The 14,776-nt window shown below is 66.6% G+C and carries 10 protein-coding genes; 7 read left to right on the top strand and 3 right to left on the bottom strand.

Translation table 11 applies throughout. The annotated features are described in order from the left end of the window. Window positions 1–142: 142 nt before the first annotated feature. Window positions 143–1,444 (top strand): MFS transporter, encoded by a 1,302-nt coding sequence (locus XCSCFBP4642_RS0113165; protein WP_029220201.1) that lies wholly within the window; start codon window positions 143–145, stop codon window positions 1,442–1,444. Between the two features lie 151 nt (window positions 1,445–1,595). On the opposite strand, the gene XCSCFBP4642_RS0113160 is transcribed toward XCSCFBP4642_RS0113165, so the two are convergent. The 3 genes from XCSCFBP4642_RS0113160 to XCSCFBP4642_RS0113150 form a co-directional block, all read right to left on the bottom strand. Then, entirely contained in the window at window positions 1,596–2,894 is a 1,299-nt protein-coding gene (locus tag XCSCFBP4642_RS0113160; RefSeq protein ID WP_029220200.1) for a diguanylate cyclase, read from the bottom strand. A gap of 100 nt (window positions 2,895–2,994) precedes the next feature. Beyond that, window positions 2,995–4,305: an NAD(P)/FAD-dependent oxidoreductase gene (locus XCSCFBP4642_RS0113155; RefSeq protein ID WP_029220199.1), complete on the bottom strand. Its 1,311-nt coding sequence runs from the start codon at window positions 4,303–4,305 to the stop codon at window positions 2,995–2,997. Then, window positions 4,305–5,684 carry a glutamine synthetase family protein gene (locus tag XCSCFBP4642_RS0113150; RefSeq protein WP_029220198.1) on the bottom strand — a complete coding sequence of 460 codons (1,380 nt, stop codon included), beginning with the start codon at window positions 5,682–5,684 and terminating at the stop codon, window positions 4,305–4,307. Before XCSCFBP4642_RS0113150 ends, XCSCFBP4642_RS0113155 begins: the two co-directional genes overlap by 1 nt. A 146-nt stretch (window positions 5,685–5,830) precedes the next feature. Here XCSCFBP4642_RS0113150 and XCSCFBP4642_RS0113145 point away from each other — a divergent pair, with 146 nt between their 5' ends. The 6 genes from XCSCFBP4642_RS0113145 (at window position 5,831) to XCSCFBP4642_RS0113120 (ending at window position 14,776) form a co-directional block, all read left to right on the top strand. Continuing rightward, window positions 5,831–6,586 carry a gamma-glutamyl-gamma-aminobutyrate hydrolase family protein gene (locus XCSCFBP4642_RS0113145; protein ID WP_029220197.1) on the top strand — a complete coding sequence of 252 codons (756 nt, stop codon included), beginning with the start codon at window positions 5,831–5,833 and terminating at the stop codon, window positions 6,584–6,586. A 6-nt stretch (window positions 6,587–6,592) separates the two neighbouring features. Further along, entirely contained in the window at window positions 6,593–7,978 is a 1,386-nt protein-coding gene (locus XCSCFBP4642_RS0113140; RefSeq protein ID WP_029220196.1) for a glutamine synthetase family protein, read from the top strand. 842 nt (window positions 7,979–8,820) lie between these two features. After that, entirely contained in the window at window positions 8,821–10,188 is a 1,368-nt protein-coding gene (locus XCSCFBP4642_RS0113135; protein WP_029220195.1) for an aspartate aminotransferase family protein, read from the top strand. Window positions 10,189–10,447: 259 nt separating this feature from the next. Further along, window positions 10,448–11,563 carry a polyamine ABC transporter substrate-binding protein gene (locus tag XCSCFBP4642_RS0113130; RefSeq protein ID WP_029220194.1) on the top strand — a complete coding sequence of 372 codons (1,116 nt, stop codon included), beginning with the start codon at window positions 10,448–10,450 and terminating at the stop codon, window positions 11,561–11,563. A gap of 436 nt (window positions 11,564–11,999) precedes the next feature. Continuing rightward, complete coding sequence (locus tag XCSCFBP4642_RS0113125; protein ID WP_029220193.1) at window positions 12,000–13,193, top strand: HlyD family secretion protein; 1,194 nt, start codon at window positions 12,000–12,002, stop codon at window positions 13,191–13,193. Continuing rightward, window positions 13,190–14,776 (top strand): MDR family MFS transporter, encoded by a 1,587-nt coding sequence (locus tag XCSCFBP4642_RS0113120; RefSeq protein WP_029220192.1) that lies wholly within the window; start codon window positions 13,190–13,192, stop codon window positions 14,774–14,776. The genes XCSCFBP4642_RS0113125 and XCSCFBP4642_RS0113120 overlap by 4 nt, the downstream gene beginning before the upstream one ends.

Genomic DNA, 14,776 nt, shown 5'->3' with positions numbered 1-14,776 from the left:
CAACGGTCCGGCAATCGGCGAGGACGGCCTGCCCACAGCACTGTCGGTCACGCCTGTAACTTTTTACCAACCGGTCCGCCTGCGCAAAGCGCTGCCGCGATCTGCCAGAATCGGCCGTCTTGTTCCCGGATGCCGATCGCCGATGACTGCCGCAGCGCCGCTTGTCACGCCCTCCAATTCGCCTGCGCGTGTGCTGTTTGCCAGCCTGATCGGCACCACCATCGAGTTCTTCGATTTCTATATCTACGCCACTGCGGCGGTGCTGGTGTTCCCGACGTTGTTCTTCCCGGCCGGCAACGGCAATGCGGCGATGCTGCAATCGCTGGCCACGTTTGCGGTGGCCTTCATCGCGCGGCCGGTGGGCTCGGCGGTGTTTGGCCACTTCGGCGACCGCATTGGCCGCAAGGCCACGCTGGTGGCGGCGTTGTTGACGATGGGCCTGTCCACGGTGGCGATCGGCCTGTTGCCCGGTTATGCGCAGATCGGCGTGCTGGCGCCGGCGCTGCTGGCGGTGTGTCGCTTCGGCCAGGGTCTGGGCCTGGGCGGCGAGTGGGGCGGGGCGGTGCTGCTGGCCACCGAAAACGCGCCGCCCGGCAAGCGGGTCTGGTACGGCATGTTTCCGCAGCTGGGCGCGCCGCTGGGCTTTCTGCTGTCCACTGGTACGTTCTTGGGCATGGGGGCGTTGCTGGACGATGCCGACTTCCTGGCGTGGGGGTGGCGGGTGCCGTTCCTGGCCAGCGCGCTGCTGGTGCTCACCGGCCTGTGGGTGCGCCTGAGCATCACCGAAACCCCGGATTTCCAGAAGACCCTGGACCGCAAGACGCGCGTACGCCTGCCGCTGGGCACCGTGATCTCGCAGCATTGGCCGGCGTTGATCGTGGGCACCCTGGGTGCGTTCGCCACCTTCGTTCTGTTTTATCTGATGACCGTCTTTGCGCTGGGCTATGGCACCAAGACCCTGGGCTACGACAAGGAGCAGTTCCTGCTGCTGCAGGTGGCCGGCATCGTGTTTTTCGCGCTGGGGATCCCGTTGTCGGCAAAGTTCGGCGACCGCCATGGCGCGCCGCTGGCGATGATGCTGGCCAGCATCGCCATCATCGCGTTCGGGCTGGCGTTCGCGCCGTTGTTCCAGGCCAATCATCCGCTGCAGGTGCTGGGCTTCCTGTCGCTGGGATTTTTCTTCATGGGCCTGACCTACGGCCCCTGCGGCACGCTGCTGGCGCAGCTGTATCCCACCGAGGTGCGTTACACCGGCGCATCCTTGTCGTTCAACCTGGCCAGCATCCTGGGCGCGGCACCGGCACCGTATGTGGCCACCCAGTTGGCAGAACGCTATGGCGTACGCGCGGTGGGCTATTACCTTGGAAGTGCCGCGGTGCTGAGCCTGATCGCGCTGATGGTGGCGCACAGATCGCGTCGTAGAAAGGGCGTTGCGTGGGCGTGAATCTGCAGATCCGTAGGAGCGCACCCGGGCGCGACGGGGCGGTACCGATAACGCCCATTCGCGCCCGGGTGCGCTCCTACAGGACGATCGCTGTGGCTGGCTGGAGCTGATCTGAGGTGCGCTTGAATGCGCAGTGACGTTGCGACGTCGATCAGCTCGCCAGGCGGACCTGGTTGCGGCCGCCGGCCTTGGCCAGGTACAGGTACTTGTCGGCCTCGCCGAGCAGGTGATGCAGCGATTGCCCGCTCTCGCTGGCAATGCACACGCCAATGCTCACCGTCATGCTCAGCGTTTCGTCGCCGATACGCACGCGCAATGCGCTGATGCGTTCGCGCAGGGTCTCGAAGTAACTGGTGGCGTTGGCTGCATCGAGCCCGGGTACCAGCAGGCAGAATTCCTCGCCGCCGAAGCGCGCCACTAGATCCTGCGGACGCGCATGCCCGGACACCGAGGCGGCCACCGCGCGCAGCGCCTGGTCGCCGGCTTCGTGGCCCCAGGTGTCGTTGATGTGCTTGAAGTGGTCGATATCCAGCATCGCTGCGGTGACCGTCTGGTCCTGCGACAGCAGCTTGGGGATCACCCGCTGGCTCTGTTCCAGGAAATAGCGCCGGTTCGGCAAGCCAGTGAGGAAGTCGCGCGTGGCCAGGTCCTGCAGCGTGCCGATCAGTTCCAGCTGGTCCACGTTCTGCGAGACACGGCAGAAGAATTCCTCGCGCGAGAAGGGCTTGCGCAGGAAGTCGTTGGCACCGTTCTTGAGGAAGCGCGGGATCAGCGACGAATCGCTGTTGCCGGAGATGCCGATCACCGCCACCTTGTCGCGCGAGCGGATCGCACGCAGCCGGCGGGTGAATTCCACCCCTTCCATGCCGGGCATTTCCTGGTCGACAATGGTCAGGCGGATACCGGGATCGCGCTCGATCGCTTCCAGGCCGGCTGCGCCGTCGGCAGCCAGCACCACGCGGTAGCCGTACATCGACAACAACGCTGCCGCGTAGGTGCGGGCAGACAGCGAGTCGTCCACGACCAGTGCGCCGATGCGGCGGTTGCGCTCCAGGCGCTGCACCAGCCAGGCCAGATATTCGATGCTGCCCGGTGCGTTCTTGAGCACGTAGTCGATGATCTGCTGCTGCAGCACGCGCTGGCGCAGGTCCTCGTCGTACACGCCGCTGACCACCACGGTGGGCAGGTTGCGCGACAGGAAGAACTCCACCACCTTGTCGCGGTCGCCGTCGACCAATACCAAGCCGGTCAGGACCAGGAACCAGCCATCTTCTTCGTCGAGCACGCGCGCCGCTTCGGCCAGGGTCGAGACGACCGTGACCGGCAGTTCCACGCGTTGCTCGATGGCTTCGCGCAGCATGCTGGTGAACGTGCGTGAGTTCTCCACCAGCAACACGCGTTGCGGCAGAACTGCACTTTCACTATTGCGATGTAGGGTACCTGGAGACATCGGCTGGCCGTGTGGATCGAACCGTCAGATCAGCTAACGGCTCTGCCCGCCAAAACTTGAGCGCTGCGTCGCAGCCTGTGCGCGGTGCCGGCGGTGGCGTTCACCACAGGGCGTCGCGCAGCCGGTACCAGCTCATGGCGGCCACCAGCAACGGGGTGCGCAGCCGTTGTCCGCCCGGGAACGGCCGGTGCGGAATGCGGGAGAACACGTCCAGGCGCCGGCTCTGGCCGGCGATGGCCTCGGCGATGACCTGGCCGGCCAGGCCGGTCGCCGCGACGCCGTGGCCGGAGAAGCCTTGCGCGAAATACAGGTTCGGCGCGAGCCGGCCCCAGTGCGGGGCGCGGTTGCGGGTGATGTCCACGTAGCCGCCCCACACGGTCTCCAGCGGCACGTCGCGCAGCTGCGGGAAGACGGTGTGCATGCGCCGGGTCATCAGGCGCTGCAGGCCCGGCGGCGGACGCGACGAATAGCTGGCGCGCCCGCCGAACAGCAGCCGGTGATCGGCGCTGAGCCGGTAATAGTCCAGCGCCCAATTGGTATCGGCCACCGCCATGCCGTTGCCGATCAGCGCGCGTGCACGCGCCGCGCCCAGGGGCGGCGTCGCGCCGACATAGGTGCCCACCGGCATGATGCGCTGCTCCAGCGGCGGGGCGATGCCGTGCAGCAAGGCGTTGCCGGCAATCACCCCGAAGTCTGCGCTAACGCTGCCCTCGGCGGTGTGCATCGTGACCGATGCACCACCGTCCTGCCGGGTCACCACCGAGTCTTCGAAGATGCGCACCCCGGCGGCCAGCGCGGCGCGCGCCAGGCCAAAGGCGTAGGCCAGCGGATGCAGATGGCCGCTGGCCGCATCGAACATCGCGCCCAGGTACAGCGGGCTGTCCAGCACCTGTCGGGTGCGGACGCGATCCCACCATTCCAGCGGGTAGCCGTAGCGCTCGGCCATGCGCACGATGCCGTGCTGCAGGGCGCGTACCTGGCGCGGCTTCAATGGCACATGCGCATGCCCGTCGCGCCAGTCGCAGGCGATGGCGTGGCGCTGGATGCGCTGGCGCAGCAGCTGCATGCCGTCGCGCGAAAAATCGAACAGCAGGCGCGCATCCGCATCGCCGACCAGCGCTTCCAGCGTGTCCTGCTCGCAGCCGTAGCCGACGATGGCCTGGCCGCCGTTGCGTCCGGACGCGCCCCAACCGATGCGCCTGGCCTCCAGCACGACCACCCGATAGCCGGCTTCGGCCAGCGTCAGCGCGGCCGTCAGGCCGGTATAGCCGGCGCCGAGGATGCAGACATCGGCCTGCAGCGCGCCCTGCAGGCGCGGCTGGGCGGGCAGCGCCGGCGCGCTGCGCGCATACCAGCTGTCCGGATACCCGCTGCCCGGTGTTTCACTGGTGGTTGCAGCCGGGCTGCCCATCACACGGTGCGCAGGTACCGGGCGTAGTCCAGGTCCGGCACCAGCGCCTGGTAGTCGAACAGCTCACGCTGCTTCTGCTGGCCGAACACCTGCCGGAATTGCCTGCCGAACTGGGCGTCGATGAAATCGCTGCCCAGGAACGCATCCACCGCGCCCTGCCAGGCGCGCGGCCGGAACACCGAGTGCGCATAGGCATTGCCCACGATCGGAGCAGTGGGCTCGCCGGGCTGTTGCAAGCCGTCCAGCATGGCCGCCAGCACCGCGGCGGCCACCAGGTACGGATTGGCATCGGCGCCAGCAATGCGGTGTTCGATACGGGTGTTGCGCGCATCGCTATGCGGAATGCGCAGCGCCACCGTGCGGTTATTGAAGCCCCAGCTGGCATCCAGCGGCACGAACGCGTTGCTGACGAAGCGGCGGTAGCTGTTGGCATGCGGGGCGAACAGCAGCAGGCAGGCGTCGGCATGCCGCTGCAGTCCGGCAATGGCGTGCCGCAGCGCGGCGGCCGGCGCGTCGGCGCCGCCGGCCAGCACGTTGTTGCCTTCCTCATGCAGAAGGCTCACATGCAGATGCAGGCCGCTGCCGGCCTGATCGGGGAAGGGCTTGGCCATGAAGCTGGCGAGCGTGCCTTGCTGCTGCGCAATGGCCTTAATGGTGCGCTTGAGCAGGATCGCCTCATCGCAGGCCGCTACCGCATCGGCGCGATGCTGCAGGTTGATCTCGAACTGGCCCGGCGCGTACTCGGCCACCGCGGTGTCGGCGGGAATGCCTTGCTGGCGGCACGCAGCGGTGACCGCGTCGGTGAAGTCACGCTGGTCGTCCAGGTCCTGTAACGCATACACCTGGGTGCTGGCGCTGCGGGCGCCGGTGACCGGGTCGCGCGGGGTCTGCGGGCGGCCCTGCGCATCGGGCACCGCATCGAACAGGTAGAACTCCAGTTCCACCGCAATCACCGGGGTCAAGCCCCGCGCGGCGAAGCCGGCCAGCACGCGCTGCAGCACCGCGCGCGGCGCCACCTCGAACAGCTGGCCCTCGGGGGTGTGCATCGCCAACAGCAGCTGCGCCATCGGTTGCGGTGCCCACGGCACCGGTCGCAGCGAACCGGCGATCGGCCGGCAGATGCGGTCGGCATCACCGATCGCATACCCCAGCCCGGTTTCTTCCACGGTATTGCCGGTGATATCGGTGGCGATCAGCGACATCGGCAGGCACACGCCATCGCGGTACACCTTGCCCAGGGTGTCGGCGGTGATGCGCTTGCCGCGCAGCACGCCGTTGGTGTCGGGCAACAATAGGTCCACCGAGGCACAGCCGGGGATGCGCGCCAGCGTGGCGGCGTCGGCGGCGGGCAGGGACGCGACGGGGTTCTCGGAAGCCATGGGCACCACCTGCAAAGTCGCCGCCAGCCTAGCAAAGCGCGCGTGAGCCGTCGCAGGCGCGCGAGGTGGTGGCGGTGGCAATGGCGGCGGTGGCGCGGTAAGTTCGGATGCACCTGCTGATCAACGCACCGCACCGGGATGTCTGCATGGCTGTCGTACCGCTGGTCGGGTTGCCGACCGATCGCATCGCGCAGGGGCCGCATCCGTTCCTGGCGGCCGGCGAAGAATACGTGCGCGCGGTGGTGGAAGCGGCCGGGGCCATGCCGGTGCTGCTGCCCAGCCTGCAGCCCACGCTCGATGCCGCCGTGTGGCTGGAGCGCCTGGATGGCCTGTTGCTCACCGGGGCGGTCAGCAATATCGAGCCGCATCACTACAGCGACGCATCCAGTTGGGAGGGCAACCCGCACGATGCGGCGCGCGATGCCACCAACCTGGGGATGATTCCACAGGCGCTGGCGCGCGGCCTGCCGGTGCTGGCGATCTGCCGCGGCCTGCAGGAGGTGAACGTGGCGCTGGGCGGGCGCCTGCACCAGCGCGTGCATGACGTGCCCGGCCTGCGCGATCACCGCGAAGACCGCAGCGCTGCGCTGGAGGTGCAATACGGCCCCACCCATCCGGTGCGGCTGCAGTCCGGCGGCTGGCTGGCCGGCATGAGTGGCGCCGGCGAGGTCATGGCCAATTCGCTGCACGGGCAGGGCATCGCCACGCTTGCCGACGGGTTACTGGTCGAAGCCACCGCTCCGGACGGCCTGATCGAAGCGTTTCGCGGCCCCGGGCCGGGGTTCCTGCTGGCGGTGCAGTGGCATCCGGAATGGCGTGTCACACAGCAACCGTTCTACCGTGCCATCTTTGAGGCCTTCGGCGAGGCCTGTCGCCGTTATGCCGCCCAGCGCGGCCAGTGAGGTTGTATGTCGCTTCGTCAACGTTCGCGCATCGCCACGCCCAAACAGCCGGAGAGCGCCTTGCGCCGCTGGCTCAAGGACCGCCACATCACCGAGGTGGAATGCCTGGTGCCGGACATCACCGGCAACGCGCGCGGCAAGATCATTCCGGCCGACAAGTTCTCGCACGACTACGGCACGCGGCTGCCGGAAGGCATCTTCGCCACCACCGTCACCGGCGACTTTCCCGACGACTACTACGCGCTGACCTCGCCATCGGATTCGGACATGCATCTGCGCCCGGATGCCTCCACCGTGCGCATGGTGCCGTGGGCCGCCGACCCCACCGCACAGGTCATCCACGATTGCTATACCAAGGATGGCCAGCCGCACGAACTGGCGCCGCGCAACGTATTGCGTCGCGTGCTCGATGCCTATGCGCAGGTCAAGCTGCAGCCGGTGGTGGCGCCGGAGCTGGAATTCTTCCTGGTGCAGAAGAACACCGACCCGGATTTTCCGCTGCTGCCACCTGCCGGGCGTTCGGGCCGGCCGGAAACCGCCCGACAGTCGTACTCCATCGATGCGGTCAACGAGTTCGACCCGATCCTGGACCTGATGTACGACTACTGCGACGCGATGGAGCTGGACGTGGACACCTTGATCCACGAATCGGGCGCTGCGCAGCTGGAAGTCAATTTCACCCATGCCGATGCCTTGTCGCGCGCCGACCAGGTGTTCCTGTTCAAGCGCACCATGCGCGAGGCCGCGCTGCGCCACGGCGTGTATGCCACCTTTCTGGCAAAACCAATGGAGACCGAGCCGGGTAGTGCGATGCATATCCACCAGAGCCTGTTGCACGCAGGAACCGGCAAGAACGTGTTCAGTGGCAAGCGCGAAGGCGGGTTCAGCGACACCTTCGCGCATTATCTGGGCGGGCTGCAGAAATACATTCCGATGGCGATGGGGCTGCTGGCACCCAACGTCAATTCGTACCGGCGGCTGATGTTCGGCGAGGTGTCGCCAAGCAATGTGCTGTGGGGGTTCGACAACCGTACCTGCGGGCTGCGGGTGCCGATCGATGCGCCGCAGAACATGCGGGTGGAAAGCCGCTTTGCCGGTTCCGACGCCAACCCGTATCTGGCGATGGCGGCGACCTTGGCCTGCGGCTTATTGGGCATTCGCGAAAAGCTCGAACCTACCGCGCCGATCAGCAGCAATGGCAAGGAGCAGGGCTACGACCTGCCGCGCTCGTTGGGGGAGGCGCTGGATGGGTTGGAGGGATGCGAGGCATTGCAGGAGATGTTGGGTGCGCGGTTTGTGCGGGCCTACATCTCGGTGAAGCGGAAAGAATATGAGACGTTTTTCCGGGTGATCAGTTCGTGGGAGCGTGAGTTCCTGTTGTTGAACGTGTGAGCTGCGCGATCGAGGCCCGTGCCGGGGATTTCCCCTCTCCGTCCGGGACATTGTCCTCCTTTATGGGGGAGAAGGTGCCCGAAGGGCGGATGAGGGTACGGTGCTGGGTGGTGTTGAAGCGTGGCGTGATTTGCGTGCTTGCGCGTTTCTGATGGCTCAAATTTAAAGCAGAGCTTTCACGATCTGTGGAATTGTTCTGGATAGTTGAGCCCAAAGCAGAGCTTTCACGCCCTTGCGGGCGCGAGTCACTTTTCTTTGCTTGTGCAAAGAAGCGCTCTACGGCAGCCGAAGGCTGACCAAAGTAACCAAAAGAAAGCACACCCCGTCCTCGCGCCCTGCGCGCCTGCGGCGCTCCGGGTGCGCAAGTCCGGCAGAAATTTTTGTAAGGGACATCCCTGTCCCTTACAAAAACGTCGCGCATCCATGCGCGCCGCCCTGCGGGTTGTATCTGCCGGCCTTGCCGCTGCGGTATGGGGCCCCGGAAAGCGTAAGCAAGGCAAAGCAAGGCAAGGCAAGGCAAGCGCTGCAATGGGCGTCGCTCGAAAGTGCGGCGATGTCATGCGCAGGCCAGGCGGTGCTGGGCAGGAGGCCGAAAGTGCGGTCGAAATGTGCAGGCTGGCTACGTCGCCAGACGTTTCCTTCTCCCATTGGGACATTGTCCCCCTTTATGGGGGAGAAGGTGCCCGAAGGGCGGATGAGGGCGACGTCGGTGGCAGGGAAAGTTTTCGCGGCCCACCTGCCTGTCGGGCGTGCAGGGGAGTGGCGGAGCGATCTGCACAGCCGTCCACGGTCCGGCAACAGGGCCTGGGTATGCTCTTGGTTCCTGAGGCGTGGAGCAGGTCGTGGATTCTTCTGTGCTCAAGTCGTTGCAGCAACTCGATGCCGCGCATCATCTGCATCCGTTCAACGACAATGCGGCGTTGGCGCACAAGGGCACCCGGATCCTGACGCGCGGCGAGGGTGTGTATGTGTGGGATGCCGACGGCAACAAGTTGCTGGATGCGTTTGGCGGGTTGTGGTGCGTCAATGTGGGTTACGGGCGCAGCGAGCTGGCCCGGGCCGCGGCACGGCAGATGGAGCAGCTGGCGTACTACAACAGCTTCTTCCAGTGCACCACCGAGCCCACCATCCAATTGGCCGCCAAGCTGGCGGAACTCACGCCGGGCGATCTGAACCATGCGTTCTTCGCCAACTCCGGGTCGGAGGCCAACGACACCATCCTGCGCCTGGTGCGGCATTTCTGGGCGGTGCAGGGGCAGCCGCAGAAGCAGGTCTTCATCGGTCGCCACGATGGCTACCACGGCACCACCATGGCTGGCGCCAGTCTGGGCGGGATGCGGCGCATGCACAGGCAAGGAGGCTTGCCGATCCCGGGCATCGTGCATATCGCACCGCCGTATCACTTCGGCGATGGCGGCGACATGGATCCGCAGGACTACGGCCTGCTGGCGGCGCGCCGGCTGGAAGCGAAGATTCTCGAACTGGGGCCAGACAACGTGGCTGCCTTCATCGGTGAGCCCATCATGGGCGCGATCGGTGTCTATATCCCGCCGCGCAGCTACTGGCCGGAGATCGAGCGCATCTGCCGGCACTACGACGTGTTGCTGGTGGCCGATGAAGTGATCTGCGGATTCGGTCGCACCGGGCCGTGGTTCGGAGCCGAGTATTTCGGGTTTCGGCCGGATGTGATGACGCTGGCCAAGGGCATCACCTCCGGCTATATCCCGCTGGCGGCGGCGATGTTCAGCGATCGCGTGGCCGGGGTGCTCAAGCGGCAGGGCGGCGAGCTGGCACATGGCGGTACCTATGCCGGGCACCCGGTGTGCGCGGCGGTGGCGCTGGAGAATCTGCGCCTGCTGCAGGGCGAGGGCATCGTGGACACTGCTCGCATGCAGATCGCGCCGTACCTGGCGCAGCGCTGGGCCGAGCTGGGCGAGCACCGGTTGGTGGGTGAGGCGCGCATCGCCGGGCTGGTTGGTGCGCTGGAATTGGTGCCGGACAAACGTCGGCGCGGAACCTACTTTCCCGGGCGCGGGCGGGTCGGCGCGCTCTGCCGTGATTTCGCGCTGCAACGCGGGCTGATCCTGCGCGCCACCTACGACGCGATGCTGCTGTCGCCGCCGCTGATCATCACCCGCGCCCAGGTGGACGAGCTGTTCGACAAGGCCTGGGGCGCGCTGGACGACACCGCGCACGCGCTGGGCAGGTAAGCGACAGCGACGCATCGCCGGCGCGGCAGCAGCACCTGCGGCAGGAGCACCCTGCGCCCGTGCAGGGTCCGGCCTGCCGATCGGCGGCATGGCATCGGTCGCTGCGAACGCGCCTGTGGGTGGCCAGCATGCTCCCCGCCGTCCGGCGCGTGGTCAGCGCTCCTCCCGGCCGGCCCCGCTGGGCTAATCTGGGCACGGTGGGTAGTCTGGCGGCAGACCGGCCCCGCGCCGGGCCGCCCCCATCGCGCTGGAGACCCACATGACGCTGCGACTGCTCGCCCTGACGCTGTCCATCACCCTGTTGTCCGGCTGTGGCGGCGGTGGCGCGCCGGGGAAATCCGACGCGCAGGCCAAGGTGCTCAACGTCTACAACTATTCCGACTACATCGCCGAGGACACCATTCCGGCATTCGAAAAGAGCACCGGCATCAAGGTTACCTACGACGTGTTCGACAGCGACGAGATGGTGGAAACCAAGTTGCTGGCCGGCGGCAGCGATTACGACGTGGTGGTGCCCACGCTGAACTTCTTCGGCCGGCAGATCCAGGCCGGCGTGTTCCTGCCGCTGGACAAGAGCAAGATCCCCAACCTGGCCAATCTGGATCCGGACGTGATACGCCGCATCGCCGCGCAGGACCCCGGCAATGCCTATGGCGTGCCGTACATGATCGGCACCACCGGCATCGGCTACAACGTCGACAAGCTCAAGGCGATCTTCGGCAGCACCGAGGTCGCCAACAGCTGGGATCTGGTGTTCAAGCCGGAGAACCTGTCCAAGCTCAAGGACTGCGGCGTGACCATCCTGGACACGCCCTCGGACATGATTCCGATCGCCCTGAACTACCTGGGCCTGGACCCGCACAGCACGCTGCCGGCCGAGATCGAAAAGGCTGCCGCGCTGATCAAGGCCATCCGCCCGTACGTGCAGAATTTCCATTCCAGCCAGTACGTGACCTCGCTGGCCAACGGCAATACCTGCCTGGCGGTGGGCTGGTCGGGCGACATCATCCAGGCGCGCGATCGTGCGGTGGAAGCCGGCAACACCATCAAGGTGGCCTATGCGATCCCGAAGGAAGGCGCGCCGCAATGGTTCGACATGCTGGCCATTCCCAAGGACGCCAAGCATCCGGAAAACGCCTATGCCTTCATCAACTACCTGTTGAAGCCCGAGGTGGCCGCGGCCAACACCAACTTCATCCACTACGCCAACCCGGTGCGCACCGCCACGCCGTTGGTGGATGCGGCGATCCGCAACGATCCCACCATCTATCCGCCGCCGGAAGTGACCGCCAGGATGTTTACCTACGCGATCAATCCGCCGGAGGTGGACCGCCTGTACACGCGGCTGTGGACCGAGATCAAGACCGGCCGCTGACTGCTGCGCACGCCTGTGCGGCCTCCGAACGGGCAAGGCCGGAGCTTGGAAGCCGCACTCCGGATTCCTGCGCGCCGTCCACGGCCGTCTGACCACCGCCCGCAACGGATTGCGGGCCGGTCTAAGCACCACCCACCGACGCGGCGCAGGCGGCCGCGTTCCCATAAGAATCCATGGTGGTCGCCAACACTGCAGACCTGGTTGCAGCTGCGAGCGGCTGGTACGGCGCCGTTCCGTGGTCGCGTGCCCGGTTGACGCGATGCGTGACCAACCACGCAGGGCCTAGGCCTGCGCAAGCCCAGCGGCGGCTGACCAGGCTCGTCACACAATCTGTACTGACGGGTTTAAATAATTGTATGGTTTCGCCGCGCTTGCTGGCGCCGCCATGGCGGCACGCCGTCGCGCGCCTCGCCCACGACACATAGGACGCCTTCCTTTGAGCAACCAAGACCACCCGTCCAATGATGGCCGCGATTCGTCCGCCGATGCCCAGGGCGATGAGGCCCAGCAACCGCCCAAGCCGTCGCCGCTGAAGAATCCCAAGGTCAAGTGGACCCTGATCCTGGTGGGCGTGCTGGTGCTGGTGCTGTTGGTGGTCTGGCTGGCCTATCACCTGATCAAGGGCCGCTACATGCAGGACACCAATAACGCCTATCTGCAGGCTGATTCGGTGGCGGTGGCGCCGCGTGTCAGCGGCTATGTGACCAAGGTGCTGGTGGGCGACAACCAGATCGTGGACGCCGGCCAGCCGCTGCTGCAGATCGATGACCGCACCTATCAGGCCACCCTGCAGCAGGCCGAGGCAGCCATTGCCGCACGCCAGGCCGACATCGTGGCCGCCACTGCCAATGTGGCCGGACAGGAAGCGGCGCTGGTGCAGGCGCGGACCCAGGTGACCTCGGCCGCGGCCAGCCTCACCTTCGCCCGGGCCGAAGTGAAGCGCTTTGCGCCGCTGGCGGCCTCCGGCGCCGACACCCATGAGCACCAGGAAAGCCTGCAGCACGAACTGGCCCGCGCCCGCGCCCAGTACGACGCCGCACAGGCGCAGGCCACCGGGGCGCAAAGCCAGATCCAGGCCAGCAAGGCGCAGCTGGAACAGGCCCAGGCCGGCCTGAAGCAGGCCACCGCCGATGCCGACCAGGCACGTGTGGCGGTGGAAGACACCCGCCTGACCAGCCGTATCCACGGCCGGGTCGGCGACAAGACCGTGCAGGAAGGGCAGTTTCTCGCCGCCGGCACTCGCACCATGACCATCGTGCCGCAGGAATCGCTGTACCTGGTCGCCAATTTCAAGGAAACCCAGGTCGGCCTGATGCGCCCCGGCCAGCCGGCCGAGATCGAGGTGGACGCGCTGTCGGGCGTGAAACTGCATGGCAAGGTCGAGAGCCTGTCGCCGGGTACCGGCTCGCAGTTCGCGCTATTGCCGCCGGAAAACGCCACCGGCAACTTCACCAAGGTGGTGCAGCGCGTGCCGGTGCGCATCCGCGTGCTGGCCGGCGAGGAGGCGCGCAAGGTGCTGGTGCCGGGTATGTCGGTGGAAGTGACCGTGGATACCCGCTCGGCCAAGGACGCCAAGCAACGCGCCGAAGAAGAATCCGACCGCGTGCAGGAGCAGGAGCGCGCGCGATGAGCGCAGCGGCCGCCACCGGCCAGAGCGCCGGCGGCAGCGCAGGCCGCGAGAAGGCCGGCCCGGGCGCGTGGCTGGCGGTGCTGGCCGGCACCATCGGCTCGTTCATGGCCACGCTGGACATCTCCATCGTCAACGCCGCGCTGCCCACCATCCAGGGCGAGGTGGGCGCCAGCGGCACCGAAGGCACCTGGATCTCCACCGCCTATCTGGTGGCGGAGATCATCATGATCCCGCTCACCGGCTGGTTCGTGCGCACGCTGGGCCTGCGCAACTTCCTGCTGATCTGCGCGGTGATGTTCACCGCCTTCTCGGTGGTGTGCGGCCTGTCGACCTCGTTGCCGATGATGATCATCGGCCGCGTCGGCCAGGGCCTGGCTGGTGGCGCGTTGATTCCCACCGCGCTGACCATCGTGGCCACCCGGCTGCCGCCCAGCCAGCAGACCATGGGCACCGCGCTGTTCGGCATGACCGTGATCATGGGGCCGGTGATCGGCCCGCTGCTGGGCGGCTGGCTCACCGAAAACGTCAGCTGGCACTACGCCTTCTTCATCAACGTGCCGATCTGCATGGGCCTGGTGGCGCTGCTGCTGCTGGGGCTGGAGCATGAGAAGGGCAACTGGGCCGGCCTGCTCGATGCCGACTGGCTGGGCATCTACGGCCTCACCGCCGGGCTGGGCGGGCTTACCGTGGTGCTGGAAGAAGGCCAGCGCGAGCGCTGGTTCGAATCCAGCGAGATCAATACGCTGAGCCTGATCGCCCTGAGCGGCTTCATTGCATTGATCGTTGGTCAGTTCCGCAAACGTGCGCCGGTGATCGACCTGTCGCTGCTGCTGCACCGCAGCTTCGGTGCGGTATTCATCATGGTCATGGCGGTGGGCATGATCCTGTTCGGCGTGATGTACATGATTCCGCAGTTCCTGGCGGTCATCTCCGGCTACAACACCGAGCAGGCCGGCTATGTGCTGCTGCTGTCCGGGCTGCCCACCGTGCTGCTGATGCCGATGATGCCCAAGCTGCTCGAAGTGGTGGACGTGCGCATCCTGGTGATCGCCGGCCTGCTGTGCTTTGCCGCCGCCTGCTTCGTCAACCTGTCGCTGACCGCCGATACGGTGGGCATGCATTTCGTCGCCGGGCAGCTGCTGCAGGGCTGCGGGCTGGCGCTGGCGATGATGTCGCTCAACCAGGCGGCCATTTCTTCGGTGCCGCCGGAACTGGCCGGCGATGCCTCTGGCCTGTTCAATGCCGGCCGCAACCTGGGCGGTTCGGTCGGCCTGGCGCTGATCTCCACCTTCCAGGAGCGGCGCATGACCTTCCACACCGAAACCATCGGCAGCTCGATCACCGCCAACGCCCCGCGTGCGCAGGAGGCGCTGGCCGGCCTGAGCGCGCAGATGCAGGGCAGCGCGGGGGGCGAGGCGGCGATTCGCTCGATGGCGCAGTTCGCGCGGGTGGTGCAACAGCAGGCGCTGGTGATGACCTACAGCGACCTGTTCTGGATCTTCGGCATGATCGTGGTGTGCACGATCCCGCTGGCCTTTTTGCTCAAGCCGTTACCCAAGGGGACGCACCTTGCGATGCATTGA

The sequence above is a fragment of the Xanthomonas cassavae CFBP 4642 genome (assembly GCF_000454545.1).
Lineage (GTDB): Bacteria > Pseudomonadota > Gammaproteobacteria > Xanthomonadales > Xanthomonadaceae > Xanthomonas > Xanthomonas cassavae.
This window is presented reverse-complemented; position numbering and strand designations above follow the sequence as displayed.

Bases quoted from the DNA above. Each gene is read 5' to 3' on its own strand.
- XCSCFBP4642_RS0113150 (WP_029220198.1), bottom strand. From the start codon at position 5,684: ATGGCTTCCGAGAACCCCGTCGCGTCCCTGCCCGCCGCCGACGCCGCC.
- XCSCFBP4642_RS0113140 (WP_029220196.1), top strand. From the start codon at position 6,593: ATGTCGCTTCGTCAACGTTCGCGCATCGCCACGCCCAAACAGCCGGAG.
- XCSCFBP4642_RS0113145 (WP_029220197.1), top strand. From the start codon at position 5,831: ATGGCTGTCGTACCGCTGGTCGGGTTGCCGACCGATCGCATCGCGCAG.
- XCSCFBP4642_RS0113160 (WP_029220200.1), bottom strand. From the start codon at position 2,894: ATGTCTCCAGGTACCCTACATCGCAATAGTGAAAGTGCAGTTCTGCCG.
- XCSCFBP4642_RS0113130 (WP_029220194.1), top strand. From the start codon at position 10,448: ATGACGCTGCGACTGCTCGCCCTGACGCTGTCCATCACCCTGTTGTCC.
- XCSCFBP4642_RS0113120 (WP_029220192.1), top strand. From the start codon at position 13,190: ATGAGCGCAGCGGCCGCCACCGGCCAGAGCGCCGGCGGCAGCGCAGGC.
- XCSCFBP4642_RS0113165 (WP_029220201.1), top strand. From the start codon at position 143: ATGACTGCCGCAGCGCCGCTTGTCACGCCCTCCAATTCGCCTGCGCGT.
- XCSCFBP4642_RS0113155 (WP_029220199.1), bottom strand. From the start codon at position 4,305: ATGGGCAGCCCGGCTGCAACCACCAGTGAAACACCGGGCAGCGGGTAT.